The sequence below is a fragment of the Bradyrhizobium sp. CSA207 genome (assembly GCF_029051685.1).
GTDB lineage: Bacteria > Pseudomonadota > Alphaproteobacteria > Rhizobiales > Xanthobacteraceae > Bradyrhizobium.
The window spans coordinates 22,608-37,063 of sequence record NZ_JAACFT010000041.1 but is presented as its reverse complement, the minus strand read 5'-3'; the positions used below and the strand labels follow the sequence as shown (position 1 = coordinate 37,063).

Here is a 14,456-nt window from a genome sequence, read left to right as displayed (position 1 = left end):
TGTCCACAACTTGACGCATGCACCCGGTACGAAGCAATTGGAGCCCCCTCAATTTCCAAGCGGCACGCTGCTTGCTTCATTCGCGGTGCCATCACCGATGCCAGCTCGAAGGCGCTCGGTTGTGGATCGGGAAAGCGCCGCGGAGTATTTGATGCGATCTGGAGTTCGTTTTTGGGGAGCGACAACGATTACGCTGGTCGCAAGCGGTGCAGCCAATTCGGCGGACCTTGAGCCAGCAGTACAACTGCCACCGGCTCTGTGGATCTGGTCCGGAGGATATATTGGCGGGCACGCCGGCGGTGGTTACGGCCAAAAATCCTTCAGTAATCCCTGCGGTCCGTCAGTCTATGGCGGCGGCGTCGATACTCCTGTGTTCCTGGCAGGCGGCCAGATCGACTACAACTGGCAGAAGAATAGCTGGGTGTTTGGCCTCAAACTCGAGGCCAGCAGTGCTGTGTCCAACGGTACAAATACCCGCCTCGCCGCCTCCGGCATAGTACTGAGCGCAAACTGCAAGGCGAGTCCAAGCGACTTTGTCCGCGGAGCCGGTCGCCTCGGTTACGCCTTTGGCGCGCAGGGCCACACGCTCGCCTACTTCAAGAGAGGCGTGGCTTGGCAAAACAATTGAGGCGCCGTGACCATTAGCAAGGAGTTTGGCCAATGTCGGCGACGGCGCGCTCGACTTCTACAAGGTGCTCGACGAGGTCTTTCCCGGCACACGCCACCATGATGCTGGGTGCACAAGACCGTGAACGTCCCGGACAAGGTCCGACTCTCGGTGCAGGCCACCATGAAGGATTTGCGCGAGGTCTAGCGGGCGCGAACCGAGCGTCCGCCGAAGCGGCGACCGACGTCTTCGGCGAGAAGTATTGCGCCAAGTACGGCCGGGCGGTCGAATGCCTGGTCAAGGATCGCGAAGCACCGCTGGCCTTCTACGATTTTCTTGGCCGAACGTTGGGGATCACTTGCGCACCACAAATCCCATCGAGCGCGTGTTCGCCACCGGGCGATACGGGACCGTGCGGACGAAAGGGCTCCTTGTCGCCAACACCGCCAGGCCGATGGTGTTCAAGCTGGTGATCGCCGCATCAAGGATCTGGCGGCGGCTCAAAGGCACAATTGCCGCAGGTCGTCGCAATTGTCGGATTCAACGGCAGCATTGAGATCATCCAAGTGCCGGCAAACCAAGCGCCTGATCACGTCGTCACCTAAATCCCGATTAGCTCAGCTTATTGGGCCGATAATTCAATGGAGATTTCTTAATGACTATTGATAACGAGAAGGAAGCCCCACCGGCTCTGTCCACCGGTGCGACGCATATACTCATCGAACTATGGGGAGCGAAGAATCTCGACGATCCGGCCATTGCGGAAGACGCAATTCGAAAAGCCATCCGTGCGGCGAGTGCGACATTACTCCACCTTCATGTTCATAAGTTTTGTCCGGGTCACGGCGTCTCCGCAATCGCATTGTTGGCTGAATCGCACATTACCTTGCATACTTGGCCTGAGAGGTCCTACGCGGCCGCTGATGTTTTCGTATGTGGCGAAGGCGATCCTGCGAGCGCCGTGCCAGTTCTAGTTGAGGCCTTTCAGCCCGAACGGTCTGACGTTCGCAGCTTCCGGAGAGGTGTCACGTAGTGCTGCTTTACAGGCCTGTTTCGAGTTTTCCATGCATGGTACCCCGGCGAGTGGCCATCTTGTTTCCACGCCTGGCCCGTTTGGACAAAGGCAACGCGCGATATCCACATACTCGGCCAGGAGGGCGACATGCCTACCTGCGCCGTTGAATGTCCGCTAGTGTCCGCCTGCGATGTGGCAGTCCACCGAGCATATTTCGGAAGCAATTGCCGCAGGCCACGACGATACCGACACTGTGATTGCGAATATTCGGGTCGCGCGACGGTTTCTTGAGCGATTCGGTGACGACCTTTTCCTCGCAACCGAGCAAGCGGATGATCCGCTCCTTGCATGCGTGAAGGGTGATTACCGGTGGCTGGCAGCTGAGTGCCATGCCCCAATCGCACGCTGCCCGAGGATCTTCACACCCGAGTTCGAGCCCGGACAATGATCGTCTCTGGGATTCCTGTCCTTGCATTCTCTCCAGCCGATGTTGAGAACGATGCATCCCCGTGCGTTGAAGAGATCGGCTGTGCGCTGTCGGTTCTTGCTCAGGAACTGCTTGCGATGCACGGTCTTGAATCTCCGCCGCGGCTGGATTTTCGTCCACGCGGTGAGCGATCATCAGACTCTTAAGCCCTACCCTCACGTCGGCTCGGCCTCCTGAATATCGTCCGGGATCTCCTGTCGCAGCTTCGGCACTTGGCTGAGCCGTCGCCCTAGTGCCGCGACGAAATTGTCGTAGCGCACGGCCGCCTGCGCCCTCGCCGCCTTTGCAGCCGGCTCGGGGAGTGGTGGTGTCGTCGTCAGCCAGGGCGAACGAACAAGGCCAAGGTCTCGACCGAGATCCCAATATCGGAGGCCTGGGCTCTGGATGGCTTGCTATCGCAAGCATCGGCGGTTGCGGGAATACGATTTTTGACATGACCTTCAGGTTGTGAGGCTGAAGGTCGGACTGAAAGCCTGTTCCTGGCGCGCCGCGGCCATTCGAACGGTTCGTCCTATTTGTACGCCACAGCTACCCAGCAGCCATACCGGCTTCTTTGTTGCCGAAGTACGATCTTATTGTCTCAGTCGGATCATGGTGCGGGGCGGAGGTATGAGCGGTAAGGACGAAAAGACTCCAATCGAAGCATTAGCTTCGCCTAGTGGTCGGAAAATGCCTCGCGCCACGAAGCGCCCTCGCAAGAACCGCGGCATCCCGCCGCCCGCGACATTCGACATCGATACGCTGCCAGGCAGCTCGAATTTGACGCCATTGGAGGCGGCCGCTGTCATTCGGCGCACGCCCGGAGCGCTGGAGCAGTGGCGGCGCGATCCAACCCACCCGCTGAAATGGCGCTACGTCGATGGCCGGCCGCTCTATCGTGTCGATGCGGTCCGTGACTATCTGGCCAAGTGCGATAAAACCACTAAGTCCGTATCTTCAAAATAGACCCGGACCTGCATATGGTGGTGGCCGCCGCTGATCGAGCCGTCCAAATTTAGTACCAATAGTCGCTCTCCTGTGCCTTGCGTGGCACTCGGGACGTCAAGTCAGCCGACATGAGGGGCCGCTCCTACACGGCTTGATTTGTCACTCCCGTATAGCATCGGAGTTCGATCGATGGCCAACCTACCCGTCGCCTACCACCCTCATCAACTGAAATCGCAGCTTGCGATCCGAGCGGCACAATATCTCCGTATGTCGACAGTTCGGCAGCAATACTCGATACAAAACCAAGCTGCGGTGATTGCGGCATACGCCCACGCCCATAATTTGACGATCGTTCGCACCTATTGCGATGAAGGTGAGAGCGGTCTGCTGATCAAGAACAGGGCCGGTCTCATGCAGCTTATCGAGGATGTCCAAACCGGAGAAGCCGATTTTGCTCACGTCCTGGTTTATGACGTAAGCCGGTGGGGCCGCTTTCAGGATATCGATGAGAGCGCGCATTACGAGTTTGTCTGTAAGAAGGCAGGCATCAAAGTTGCGTATTGTGCCGAGCAATTTGACAATGATGGCAGCATGATCTCCAGCATGATCAAAAACATCAAGCGAGTAATGGCTGCGGAATACAGTCGTGAGCTTTCGGCCAAAGTTCACGCTGGGCAGTGCCGCCTCGCGCGACTTGGCTTCAAGCTCGGAGGACGCCCTGGTTACGCCCTGTTGCGCGAGCTTATCGATGCGAGGCAGCAGTCGCGAGGCGTGCTGAAGAAGGGCGATCGGAAGTATCTCACCAGCGATCACATCCGAGTACGGCCCGGCATTCCCGAGGAAGTCGCCGTAGTGAGGTTGGTCTTTCAGCGGTTCCTGGAGGTAAGGTCCGAAGCCGTGATCGCTGGGGAGCTGAACCGGAAGGACGTACCGACGAGCACTGGGATACGATGGACGCGCGCCGCAGTTAACAGAGTCCTGAGAAACGAGAATTACGTTGGGAACCTCACCTTTAACCGGCGATCCCGTAAGTTGCGCCAGACTTACACCGACAATCCGCCCGAGGTTTGGATTACCAGCGAGGGATGTATCGAGCCGATCATCGAACGTGACGCTTTCCTGAAGGTTAACAGGATCATTGAGGAGCGACGTGTCGACCTCACTGACGAGGAGATGCTTTCGCGTCTGCGCCGAACGCTCCTCAAGGAAGGACACATTACCTCCGCTATCGTAGACGGCACTATTGGCCTCCCCTGCACGTCGACCTATCAAAATCACTTTGGCAGTCTGAGGAACGTGTATCGGCTGATCGGCTACACTCCCAAGCGAAGTTATGAGTTTCTTGACTCGCGCCCGCAGTGGGCCGAGCAAAATGCCAAGCTCGGCTTGCAAATTGCCATGGCTATCAGGAAGGCCGGTGGCCGCACTGCCTCTTGCGACGGCACGGCTTACTTGCGCGTGAATGGATCCATCAACATCTCAATTCGAGTGGCGCTCTGGTGCGGAAGACAAAACCGCGCGCCGTACTGGTCCATCAAGCGTGAGGCACGCCTGCCTCACGGCTGGATTGCCGCTACCAGGTTGTCTGAGCATAACAGGTCGGTGCTCGATTACGTGCTACTGTCGACCGACGGGAAAGTAAAACGAACCATGTCGTTTTCTGAGAGGGCTCGCATTCGCCGTGGAATAGCTCGCTTCGAAACCCCTGACACTTTGGCACGGGCGATCACCATGCGAGTAATTGGAAGAGACTGTTCTTCCCCCGGCGCCCCCGGGCCAAGCGATCGAGAGCCAAGCAGCCCAAACCAAGAACGCTTGCGCGCGGCGCTGATAGAATGAAGATACGGAAGTCCACGACGTAGTCTGGCATAGTTCTTTCGGAAGCCTCGTCCAGATCTCAGGCGCACCCCTCCTGTGGCGTTCCATCCTCCAGGAGCGACACTTCGCCGAGCATCTTGCCCCGCTACACGTTCAGCCCACACCCTCCCAACTGCACGAATCGGTTTCTCCTGATCTGAAAATTCTTCATTGATCGAACTGCAGACGTGGTGTTCGGTACTCATCGCGGACGTAGAGTATACGCCCTACCTGAACAGCGCCGCCCTTTTAGGCATGACGCTTTTCTCCAAAAACCGTCACACCTTACTCTGTGCTCTCCACCGGCCTCCGGCGCCCGACTTCGAGGCGTTTCCCGGCATGCTCTGCTCCCGTTCTCCTTTCGGAGTCTCAGTCGTTTCCGACACCAGTAAGCCGGGCAAGTAAGAGCCATAACCAGCAGGCTCCATTCTTTCGAACACTCCCTTCTTCTCCACGCCACAACGGCGCACGCCATCCGGCTTCGATCCCTCGCGCAGAAGGATGCGGAGCTCCTCGCCGGGGGCACTCGGCAAAGTAGCCCGCCGTCAATGAAATTTTGCCGGCGTCGCTATCACTGCCACGTTCCCGGGCGCCCTCTTAACCAACTCCTGGGTTGGCACGACCATCCTCCAATCCGCCGAGCTGGAAAAAGCTACCCGGTCGGTTCTCGAAACCAGGCGAACCATGATCTTGGCGGTCAAGCGGGAATCGGCACCGGATGATTCAGACGGAACGCCTGGCCCTTGCCGCGCTTCGATGACCATGGTGAAAGCTGTATTGCCTGAATCCCAGTTTCCAGTTGCCTAAAGGGCTGGCCGTAGCGAACGCGGCTGACACGCTATGCCACGCGGGGCAGGTCGCACCGGCCAATGCGATTTTGCAGTGATGGTCGTCGCGGCGGTGCTGCTTCCGCTATCTGTCGTCGAGTTCATTGCCAGGCGCGTGAGCTTTCTCCGTAGGCCTTCACCCATGCGAGTTCGAGTAGTTCGCAAACAGAGCCGTGAGTCCGGGCTATTTGGAGTTACATACGATTCCTGAGGGGCGGACTAATCGCCCATAGCAGCGGTAGAATGACTGCGTAACCAGAGATCGCCCTAGGGCGTAAAACCGCCGGGTGATCTCATGCGCCCGGCAAGGAGATATCCTATGCCCTCGGCGCAAAGGCTCCAGATTCACCTCTTTGGCTTTTCGGCCTCTGCCAACGGTGAGACGGGCCTCTATTCGCTTGCCGTCGTCGCGCTAGAGGCGATTCTCCCGGGAGAGCGCGGCCAGCGCGGCCACGGCATTCACTTTTTCCATATTTCAACGATTATTGAATTTGCCGCCGATGCCCACCCGGCACGATCATGTGGATGTGCGGATGGTGGGTCATCGCCGAACCCGAGGTATGCAGCACCGCGGTGACGCGGATACGTGCGCCGAGATGCCCGGGATTTGCGGCGATGATCGTCATCGCCTCGGAAGCCGCGTGGAACAGCAGGCCATAAGTGCCGATCGCACCCGATAATCGGCAACACTAGCGAACCTGAACCCGCGGTAAGCGCGCCGCAGGCAAGCGGACGACAATCTGGCTGTCCGTGATGTCGACGACTTCCTTGCGCTTCCTCCCGTCATCGTACCGCAATTCGAACGTCACTCCCGATGCAGATGGGGCAAAGGGCTCAGGCGTAAGGCTGATCCACCCCTCCCCCAAATTCAGAATGATCGGTCCATCCGCCCGGAATCGGGCGTCAAGCAGCACCAGGTCCAATCGGAGAGACTGGAGCCGCACGTTGAGCCGTCGCCGCACGCCATCACGTGGCCAGATACGCAGGGTGTGAGCGAACGTCTCCACGATGCCACCCTGACAAACCTGCCCAAAGATGGGATCGTCGGCAACGATCGTCGCAGCAGCGCGGACCGCCCCACAAAATCCCAGGTCGATCTCGCACGAGTAATACCACGTTCCACGGTGATGCGGCTGACCGAGCCATGTGGTCCCGCTCGGCGCCGGCTCGAAGCCGCCACCGGCCGCGCCGTCATTCTCCTCGCCCGGATACCAATAGCCATGACCGGCCGACGCAGGGCCGCTGTTCAGCAAGGCCCACGCGCTGAGTTGTGACGCATAGCCCAGACGAAGGAGCGGATGCGGGTCGTCTGCATCGTTCAGCGCATGATCAAGCAGCGCCCAGCCGCCCATCTGCGCCATGTAGGTCAGCGTATAGGCGTCGCCCGCAGTCCCGCGATAATCGCTGCCCAGGTAGTAATAAGCAGGTTCCAGCCAGCCACGGCAGAACAGGTTTGCAGCGATCTGACGCTCCGCGAAGGCACGGGCTGCCGCCTTCGAAACCCCCATGGCGACAGGGTCGTCAAGGGCCGAGCGCGCCAGTGCCTGCGTTGATTCGAAGCCTGTGGAATCGAACGGATATTCCGACCCGAACAGGTCCGCCTTCGGATCGACGAAGGCGCGCACCTTACGCGCCCAGTGCGCCTCCAGCGTCGCCGCCTCGCGCATCAAGCCCGCCGTCGTGAGCGCCGAAAGAAGTTCGGGGATCACACATTCGTTGTAGAAGCCGGTGCGGTAGGCAGACCACATCATCACGCGCATCGGCACCGTGAACATGGCCAGCGCCGTACCGTAGGCGCGTACCAAATAATCTCGTGCGCTCTGGCGGGTGGGTATCGCGGGATGGTCACGCGCGATGCGGTGCATGGCCAAATACATCGCGAAGATGTGCGGATAGTCATAAGGCCGCCAGATATGCAGGCGGCCCTTTGGGCCGGGATTGCTGCTTTCCCGGTTCTGCTTCCAATCGGGTATGCCGTAGAGGCCGTAGGGGTGTGCCTCCTGTGTGGTACGTTGCAGCCCGCCCCAGACGAACGTATCGATATACCGGTCCAGCGCCGCCACTTCCGCCGCATCAGGATGCTCGGCATTCTTGGTCGCGAGGTAAGCGGGCTTGCTCAGCCCGGGATCGTCGCACGTCACCTCGTAGATGCGCCCGCCCTTGATCCGGTCGTAATTGTCCGGGCCAAGCAGGACCTGCGTCTCCATGTTCCACTCGCCGAACAAACCGTCGTACCATTTGGACGGGTCACGATGCTGCCGCTTCACGATGAAGGCTGCGCGCTTCTTCATCATCGTCTCGACGGGTTCGGTAGCGAAGAATTCAAGAAAGGTCTGGCGCGCACCCGGCTGGTGCAGGGTCAGCCGGTTCTCGCCCAATCGCGAAAACCGGACCCGCCATAGTCGCCTGCCAGCCCGATCCGGCAACCGTTGCGCCATCGTGTCGCCGGTAAATTCCGCTTCGATTCGCTCCACCGGAATGGAGGACGCGAGCGCGATGTCGACATGCAGGTCGTTGGGAACCGTCATGCCCGGCATTACCTCCACGTCCACCAGACCGGCGTCCGCGATAGCCCTGCGCGCCGCCTCATAATCGGCAACCCACTGGAAGCGGAGACGGTAACGCCGTTCCTCGGCCGGCGACAGGGACAGGAAATGGGTCGGCTGTCGCCAGCGAGTCCCGCCCGCCACTGCGTCGCCGGCGGCCGCCCCGCCCAAGATGTAGGCGCACCACGTCCCACTGGCTTCGGCCGAATCCTTGTGGACATTCCAATATTCCAGTGACGTGTCCGCTTCCGGTAAGAGCATGAGGAAGGGACCGGCGCTGTTGCCGCGAATCCAGAAGATGTGCGATCCATGCCCCGAGACGAAGCTGTGCTTCAAAACAGCCACCGACACCGGTTGCCCTGCCGGAAATTCGGTGTTCATCGGCATAGGCAAATAGAGGTCGCCAACCTCCACGCTCGCCATGCCGTCGTTCCGCAGCAGGATCTCCCACGTCAATCCAGCCTCGTCGACTGCGAGGCGGGTCGTGAGAAGGACGCCGGCATCGCGGGCTGCTAGTTCAAGGGCCGCGCTATGCATCGGCTTCGTTGCATCAACGCCGGTTCGAAGCGTATGCCACTCGGATCCGGCACGCCGAACTCTAGCGTGAGCCCTCCCCAGCACGGCTCCAGGCAGGATATAATCCGTGTCATACGTATCGTTACGATAACGCAACGAGGTAATGCCGTCTTGTGTGCACCCAACGACGAAGGAAGAGTCGGCCGCCTTCAACACCATGGCAACCTTGCGCTGCGGCCGATTGGGTGTAGGCAGCGTAACGCCCCCGAACAACGCGCTACCCAAGAAGCTACTGCCCAACAGCATCGTACGACGCATATACGTCCAGACTTTAGACATGCCTTTGGTCTTCGTCATCAACCGTATCCGGTATTGCCCCATGCGGATGATCAAGGCGTGCTGTTTCCCGCCGTAAACGTCAACGCGACAAAAGCGACATACGTTCTCAAGTACCGAGTGTTCGGTCGGCAGCGCTTCGTCACCATCGGTCCTCACGGCGCCCCTTGGACACCAGAGCTTGCACGCAAGGAGGCCAAGCGGCTTTTGGGCCTGGTTGCCAATGGCAAAGACCCGGTCGACGAGAAAGCCAAGGCGCGCCTGCAGGCGGCCGACCCACTCCGGCAATCGCGGATCAATATCTCCGGAACCCCAAACAAAGGCTGAAGCCCCGACCAATTCGGAAATAGAACGCTATTTGTTGGCCAGTTGGAGACCCCTGCATCCCGTCTCAGTTTTCCAGATCACCCGCCGCCATATCTCGGCTCGTATCGCTGACCTCGCATCAGCTCATGGAGCGGTCCCAGCAGCCCGCTGCCCGTACAGCCCTATCCTCAATGCTCAAGTGGGCAATGCGGGAGAGCCTCGACATTGCTGCGAATCCGGTTCTCAGCGCTAATTAGGCAGGTGACCGGTGAGGAAGCGATCTATCCGTGCCTCGTCTATGCCACCTGCTTCAGCGCCTTCACTGCGCAGCCAGTCGCCGAAGTGAAGAGCGCAAGCGGCATTGGCGGTTGGAAACTTGGGCGGCCGATCTCTTGCTCACATGCCAGGTCGGAGAGCAATTCGACACTTCCCGAGACGAACAGGTGCGCTATTTTCTTGAACGAAGAACTGGACCTATCGGTGCAGCTCTTGCTGTTTCGATAACTCTTCCGGACGGCTGACCTCGACGTTTATCGTTCTGCGGGCCTAATAGATCAGAGGCCGCGCTCAGACTGCGACGGCTACGGAGCGCACGGGTCAAATCCATAAGGACCTGATGGCCAATCAGCGGTTCTTCATCTTCCGCCTGACTGAAAGCACTTGGATGGTGGGGCCGTGGAGTAGGCCCGGTCGCTATGGGACAAAGCAGAATGCCGCGTCGTATGAAAGCGCGGGGAACTCTGATTTGACGATATCGCAGCAGCAGGAGACTAACCGATTGATTCCATTGGGGCGCTGGAAAGCTGCAGCGTGACGAGAGTTATATTGCCTATGCCCCTTTATAGCGAGCCGCAGGGACTTGGGAACGCGCTGCGCCTTTCTACCCGAGATAAATGCCACGCGTACCCGGGCTGTTACCAAAAGATCGTCTCTGCGCCTGCATTCTTGCAGTAGGGTACCGTCAGCGTCGCTTGTGTGCTCAGGATTCATGATCAATCGTAGCCTCAGCGGTGGCAACGAACCGATCGTGCCTATCTCCAAACGCACCGCGTTCGTTGCCGCGCGCCGTCGCACCTATTCCCAGGACGATGTCGCCGCTCGGGTTTGGCGCGTTCCTGAAATTGATAGAGAACCGGATACAGAGGCTGGCAGCATAGTTCGACCAATTCCGCACGTTCGTGCACAAGGGCCGCGTCTGAGGGGGAATACTGCCAGCGAAGAGAACTTGTCGACGGGATGGCTGGCCCGTGGCCCCTGAAATGTTCCCCCTGCGTTCCCATCACTAAAGACGGCCGTTTGCAGATGGGGTGCGCGAATGAGGCAGCTCGAGGTTGAGAACGAGCTCCGGGACGTGGTCAGCCGAATCATCTTTCAGGTTGAGCTTGCGACCTCCCAGGGGCGGACTGACATCAACCTGGCGCTGGAGGACGCCTTCATCCCCATCCTGAAATCAGTCTACAACCTCGCGCACCTTACCAATCCGAATCGGAAGCAGAAGAACTTTCCCGGTATTGATCTCGGCGACGACCACGACCGAGTGGCGTTCCAGGTGACGTCGTCGACGACGCTCGAGAAGGTGAAGTTCACGGTCCGGCAGTTCATGGACCGGGCGTATTACAACACGTTCGACGAGCTCTTCATCCTCATGCTCGCGGGGAAGCAGTCATCCTATAGCCAAGCGTCGTGAATGAGCTTTTGACCGACGAATTGCAAGAAGCACATCATCTCTCGGCGACCTTCTCGGCCAAGTGTCGGGTCTGCGGCTCGCGGCGCCGTTGAAGCCATCGGACGGTCAATTCCTCATGTTTTTTGCCGTCCTCCCAGCTCAGTGTCACCCAATTTGTTGATGTTGGATACGAGATCAGGATTCGGCTCGGTCGATATCTTGCACCGATCAAGGATGGATGCTTGCTCAGATCAGGCGCTTCGAGCAGCAACTCGAAGCGAAAGCCCATGATGTTAATCGCCAAGGCTTTGATTTCGTCACGGTCATCTGTCAGCGGGCTGGAACTGAAAGCGCGGTATGTTTTCCGCGATGTCGCCCGTGTTCATGGTGCAGTAGAGCCCTGCCCCTTCCGGCCAATGCCGGGTGGTCGTCAAGCATGTCGAGAATTGCCTCATCCCGCGAGAACGCACCCGACAGTCGTTGTCTTCCGCGTGCCAGGTTCCGGGACACGGCTGCTGCTTTGGCGGTTCTCAAAACCCAGCGTTCGAGGTCATGCCCGGATAGAATGGCGTGTCGTGAACCGGCATCATGGTCGAAATACGATTTGAGCGACACAAAGAAGTAATGGGCGGAGGCATCGAGCGGGCTCAGTACGCTGTTGTGCTTGGTACAAAGGCATTTTGCCTGAGGTGGCGCCATGATCTTCGTTTCGCCCGCCTCCAGCCACGGAACGCCCGAGATCGAAAACTCACCGTCACCCATCAATACGCGACAGACGGAATCCGAAATGATGTGTTCGGCCGAGATGGGTGCAACGCAGGATCCCAGCTCCTTCATGTAGCATTTTTCGACCTGTCCCGTGGCAGGCAGCGCTTTAAGTCCGAGGGCAGCGGGCGGCTTGTGCCAGCCCTGCCCGTTGAAGCAACAGAGACGCGACGTCTTCTGCGAACCGCATGGACACGGCCCGTTTAAGACGGCTTCCCTGTTTCGCTTCGCTTCACCCATGGTGGCGGATTGGAGATCGAATGTGATTGGCGTGACCTGGCGGGCAGGTTTTGATTATGAGCTTTCTACATAGTCTGGCTTAGCAAATTTACCAATCTATAAACTTGTAGGGGGTTTGACATAGTGCTATATTGCTCAGTATGGCTAAGTATTCTGGCGGAAAGCTAAACTTCCTTGAACACACCCTCCCGGAAGGTCTGTTGGTCGATGCCGGGTGGATGACGAAGCACGGCTATTCGACAGGCTTGCGCAGCCAATATGTCTCGGCTGGCTGGCTGGTTCAGCCAACGCGTGGAACTTTCAAACGCCCGCTCGGCACCCTGACATGGCAGAAGGCGGTCATATCGCTTCAGACGCTGCTTGAGCACCCACTGGTCGTCGGAGGGCGAACCGCGCTCGAATTGCAAGGTTTTTCGCACTACCTCCGGGCTGAAGGGCCGCCCGTCGTCTATCTGTATGGTCCCGATGCTCCGCCCGGATGGCTCTCCAAGCTTCCGCTCAAAGAGCGTTTCACCTTCCGCAAGAGCACAACGCTCTTCAAAGCCGATCCAGTGACGAAGGAGCTCAAGAACGACGCGTGGAATGTCCAGAACAATACCGGCGCAGCTGCCGATGAATTCCAGGCAGGACCATTCAAGCAGATATGGGGCGAGGGCGAATGGCCACTCACCATCTCATCGCCCGAACGGGCGTTGCTTGAACTGCTCGACGAGCTGCCGCATAGCGAGAGCTTCCACCAGGTCGACATGCTTGTTGAGGGCTTGCGCAACCTCAGTCCCCGCAAGCTGCAAAAGCTGCTGGACGATTGCAGAAGCGTAAAAGTCAAAAGGCTGCTCTTCTGGTTTGCCGACCGGCACAACCATTCATGGCTGAAGCAAATAAACCGTGACAAGGTCGATTTGGGGAAAGGAAAGCGCATGCTGGTGAAAGGTGGAAGGCTCGATCCGAAATATTTGATCACCGTGCCGGAGGATCTCAGTGCCCCTATCTGAACGCTATCGGCATCAGGTTGCGCTGCTGATCGAGACCTTGCCATTCGTTGCGGCGGAAACGGACTTCGCTCTCAAAGGCGGGACTGCGATCAATCTATTCGTGCGCGATATGCCGCGTTTGTCAGTCGACATCGACCTGACCTACCTGCCCGTCGCCGGCCGACCGGAATCGCTGGCCGCGATCGATGCGGGCATGAAAAGAATGGCTGTCGCCATTGGCAAGGGAATTCCGGGGGTCAAGGTGAATGAGGTCGTGAACCGCGCGGAAGGCATCGTTACCAAGCTGATACTTCAGAGGACCGACACCCAGATCAAGATCGAAGTCACTCCCGTCCTTCGCGGCTGCGTCTTCGATCCCGAGATGCGATCCGTGCTTTCGAACGTCGAGGAGAGCTTTGGTTTTGCGGAGACACAAGTCGTCTCGTTTTCCGACCTCTACGCGGGAAAAATCGTCGCCGCCCTTGACCGCCAACATCCTCGCGATCTTTTTGACATCCGCGATCTTCTGGCGAACGAGGGCATTAGCGACGACCTGAGGCGCGCTTTCATCGTCTATCTCATCAGCCATGACCGGCCCATTTCGGAGGTTGTGGTGCCGCGGCGAAAGGATATCCGCCAGGAATTCGAGCACGGCTTCGAGGGTATGACTGCAGATCCGGTCTCGCTCGATGAGCTATTGAAGGCCCGCGAGGACTTGATCGCCGCGGTATCTGGAAAGATGCCGAAGGAGCATCGGGAATTTCTGATCGGATTCAAGTGCGGGAAGCCAGATTGGGCTCTGTTGGGCGTCGATGGAGCGGCAGAGCTTCCCGCAGTCCGATGGAAGCAGATCAATCTTGATAAGCTGCGTGCCGCAGATCGCGAAAAGCTTGTGGCTCAGTTGATCGCAGTTCTTAAGTGAGGACCATGTCGGAATGGAGCCGCGGTTCGTTTGGCAGGGCGGGGGTTCGGCCGAATTTCAATTGGAACGTCGAAGGGTCTATCGATGGCATGGGTCTATCGAAGGACCTTTAAGAACGGCCCCGGCCATGGGGGCTTTTAGAGTCTTGGAGGCCGGGGCCGCTGGAGGCGTTCGGACCTTGCGTAGGTCCGGCGACCTGAGCCTAGAAAATTCGACACTCAGCTCGCATCCACACCTTGGCTATACGGTTCCGCTCAAGGAACGGAGTAGCCGCAATGAAAGACATGCAGGCTCAGTTGGAAAAGCTCCGCACGGATGCGGCCGAGTGCGCCCTCATCCGCGACTTGGCCACCGACCCGCAGAAACGAGAGCTTTTCACGAGGTTGGCCGATCACCTGACGGATCTCGAAGTTGAACGCGTAATTGCGGACCGTGTGAAGCGAACGTGATGAAGGCGGGCTGGGTGCG

At 58.7% G+C, this 14,456-nt stretch carries 12 protein-coding genes and 4 pseudogenes; 10 read left to right on the top strand and 6 right to left on the bottom strand.

The window, feature by feature from the left end; genetic code table 11:
- Positions 1 to 151: 151 nt before the first annotated feature.
- The 3 genes and pseudogenes from GWG65_RS34010 to speD all read left to right on the top strand — a co-directional run bounded on the left by GWG65_RS34010 (position 152) and on the right by speD (position 1,640).
- Entirely contained in the window at positions 152 to 628 is a 477-nt protein-coding gene (locus GWG65_RS34010; protein WP_235940186.1) for a hypothetical protein, read from the top strand.
- A gap of 13 nt (positions 629 to 641) precedes the next feature.
- Positions 642 to 1,212 (top strand): annotated as a pseudogene (locus tag GWG65_RS34005) (transposase); the annotation flags it as partial.
- 50 nt (positions 1,213 to 1,262) lie between these two features.
- Positions 1,263 to 1,640: an adenosylmethionine decarboxylase gene (gene speD, locus GWG65_RS34000; protein WP_148742488.1), complete on the top strand. Its 378-nt coding sequence runs from the start codon at positions 1,263 to 1,265 to the stop codon at positions 1,638 to 1,640.
- Between the two features lie 624 nt (positions 1,641 to 2,264).
- Here speD and GWG65_RS33995 read toward each other — a convergent pair.
- Positions 2,265 to 2,476: pseudogene (locus GWG65_RS33995) on the bottom strand (CopG family transcriptional regulator); the annotation flags it as partial.
- Positions 2,477 to 2,718: 242 nt separating this feature from the next.
- Here GWG65_RS33995 and GWG65_RS33990 point away from each other — a divergent pair.
- Together GWG65_RS33990 and GWG65_RS33985 are read left to right on the top strand one after the other, a co-directional pair.
- A complete protein-coding gene (locus GWG65_RS33990; protein WP_148742487.1) occupies positions 2,719 to 3,054 on the top strand; it encodes a hypothetical protein in 336 nt (111 codons plus the stop codon).
- Between the two features lie 171 nt (positions 3,055 to 3,225).
- Complete coding sequence (locus GWG65_RS33985; protein ID WP_275199828.1) at positions 3,226 to 4,875, top strand: recombinase family protein; 1,650 nt, start codon at positions 3,226 to 3,228, stop codon at positions 4,873 to 4,875.
- Between the two features lie 1,348 nt (positions 4,876 to 6,223).
- Here GWG65_RS33985 and GWG65_RS33980 read toward each other — a convergent pair.
- A pseudogene (locus GWG65_RS33980) lies at positions 6,224 to 6,358 on the bottom strand (transposase); the annotation flags it as partial.
- A 51-nt stretch (positions 6,359 to 6,409) separates the two neighbouring features.
- Positions 6,410 to 9,139: a DUF5695 domain-containing protein gene (locus GWG65_RS33975; protein ID WP_235940184.1), complete on the bottom strand. Its 2,730-nt coding sequence runs from the start codon at positions 9,137 to 9,139 to the stop codon at positions 6,410 to 6,412.
- Between the two features lie 39 nt (positions 9,140 to 9,178).
- Here GWG65_RS33975 and GWG65_RS33970 point away from each other — a divergent pair, with 39 nt between their 5' ends.
- On the top strand, positions 9,179 to 9,445 hold the full coding sequence (locus GWG65_RS33970) for an Arm DNA-binding domain-containing protein (protein WP_235940182.1): 267 nt from the start codon (positions 9,179 to 9,181) through the stop codon (positions 9,443 to 9,445).
- Positions 9,446 to 10,252: 807 nt separating this feature from the next.
- On the opposite strand, the pseudogene GWG65_RS33965 reads toward GWG65_RS33970, so the two are convergent.
- Positions 10,253 to 10,378: pseudogene (locus GWG65_RS33965) on the bottom strand (4-hydroxybenzoyl-CoA thioesterase); the annotation flags it as partial.
- Positions 10,379 to 10,739: 361 nt separating this feature from the next.
- Here GWG65_RS33965 and GWG65_RS33960 point away from each other — a divergent pair.
- Positions 10,740 to 11,111 carry an SMEK domain-containing protein gene (locus GWG65_RS33960; protein WP_210250761.1) on the top strand — a complete coding sequence of 124 codons (372 nt, stop codon included), beginning with the start codon at positions 10,740 to 10,742 and terminating at the stop codon, positions 11,109 to 11,111.
- A gap of 34 nt (positions 11,112 to 11,145) precedes the next feature.
- Here GWG65_RS33960 and GWG65_RS33955 read toward each other — a convergent pair whose 3' ends face one another.
- Together GWG65_RS33955 and GWG65_RS33950 are read right to left on the bottom strand one after the other, a co-directional pair.
- The gene (locus tag GWG65_RS33955) at positions 11,146 to 11,394 is read right to left on the bottom strand and encodes a hypothetical protein (RefSeq protein WP_210250760.1); all 249 of its coding nucleotides are present in this window, start codon (positions 11,392 to 11,394) and stop codon (positions 11,146 to 11,148) included.
- A gap of 26 nt (positions 11,395 to 11,420) precedes the next feature.
- The gene (locus GWG65_RS33950) at positions 11,421 to 11,927 is read right to left on the bottom strand and encodes a hypothetical protein (RefSeq protein ID WP_148742484.1); all 507 of its coding nucleotides are present in this window, start codon (positions 11,925 to 11,927) and stop codon (positions 11,421 to 11,423) included.
- Positions 11,928 to 12,235: 308 nt separating this feature from the next.
- Between GWG65_RS33950 and GWG65_RS33945 the strand changes: the two genes are divergently transcribed.
- The 3 genes from GWG65_RS33945 to GWG65_RS33935 all read left to right on the top strand — a co-directional run bounded on the left by GWG65_RS33945 (position 12,236) and on the right by GWG65_RS33935 (position 14,437).
- Positions 12,236 to 13,087: a type IV toxin-antitoxin system AbiEi family antitoxin domain-containing protein gene (locus GWG65_RS33945; RefSeq protein ID WP_148742483.1), complete on the top strand. Its 852-nt coding sequence runs from the start codon at positions 12,236 to 12,238 to the stop codon at positions 13,085 to 13,087.
- A complete protein-coding gene (locus GWG65_RS33940) occupies positions 13,074 to 13,988 on the top strand; it encodes a nucleotidyl transferase AbiEii/AbiGii toxin family protein (RefSeq protein WP_148742482.1) in 915 nt (304 codons plus the stop codon). Before GWG65_RS33945 ends, GWG65_RS33940 begins: the two co-directional genes overlap by 14 nt.
- Positions 13,989 to 14,263: 275 nt before the next feature.
- Entirely contained in the window at positions 14,264 to 14,437 is a 174-nt protein-coding gene (locus tag GWG65_RS33935; protein WP_275199827.1) for a hypothetical protein, read from the top strand.
- Positions 14,438 to 14,456 lie beyond the last annotated feature (19 nt).

Coding starts and splice junctions, on each gene's coding strand:
- GWG65_RS34010 (WP_235940186.1), top strand. CDS start 152: ATGCGATCTGGAGTTCGTTTTTGGGGAGCGACAACGATTACGCTGGTC.
- speD (WP_148742488.1), top strand. CDS start 1,263: ATGACTATTGATAACGAGAAGGAAGCCCCACCGGCTCTGTCCACCGGT.
- GWG65_RS33990 (WP_148742487.1), top strand. CDS start 2,719: ATGAGCGGTAAGGACGAAAAGACTCCAATCGAAGCATTAGCTTCGCCT.
- GWG65_RS33985 (WP_275199828.1), top strand. CDS start 3,226: ATGGCCAACCTACCCGTCGCCTACCACCCTCATCAACTGAAATCGCAG.
- GWG65_RS33975 (WP_235940184.1), bottom strand. CDS start 9,139: ATGACGAAGACCAAAGGCATGTCTAAAGTCTGGACGTATATGCGTCGT.
- GWG65_RS33960 (WP_210250761.1), top strand. CDS start 10,740: ATGAGGCAGCTCGAGGTTGAGAACGAGCTCCGGGACGTGGTCAGCCGA.
- GWG65_RS33950 (WP_148742484.1), bottom strand. CDS start 11,927: ATGAAGGAGCTGGGATCCTGCGTTGCACCCATCTCGGCCGAACACATC.
- GWG65_RS33945 (WP_148742483.1), top strand. CDS start 12,236: ATGGCTAAGTATTCTGGCGGAAAGCTAAACTTCCTTGAACACACCCTC.
- GWG65_RS33935 (WP_275199827.1), top strand. CDS start 14,264: ATGAAAGACATGCAGGCTCAGTTGGAAAAGCTCCGCACGGATGCGGCC.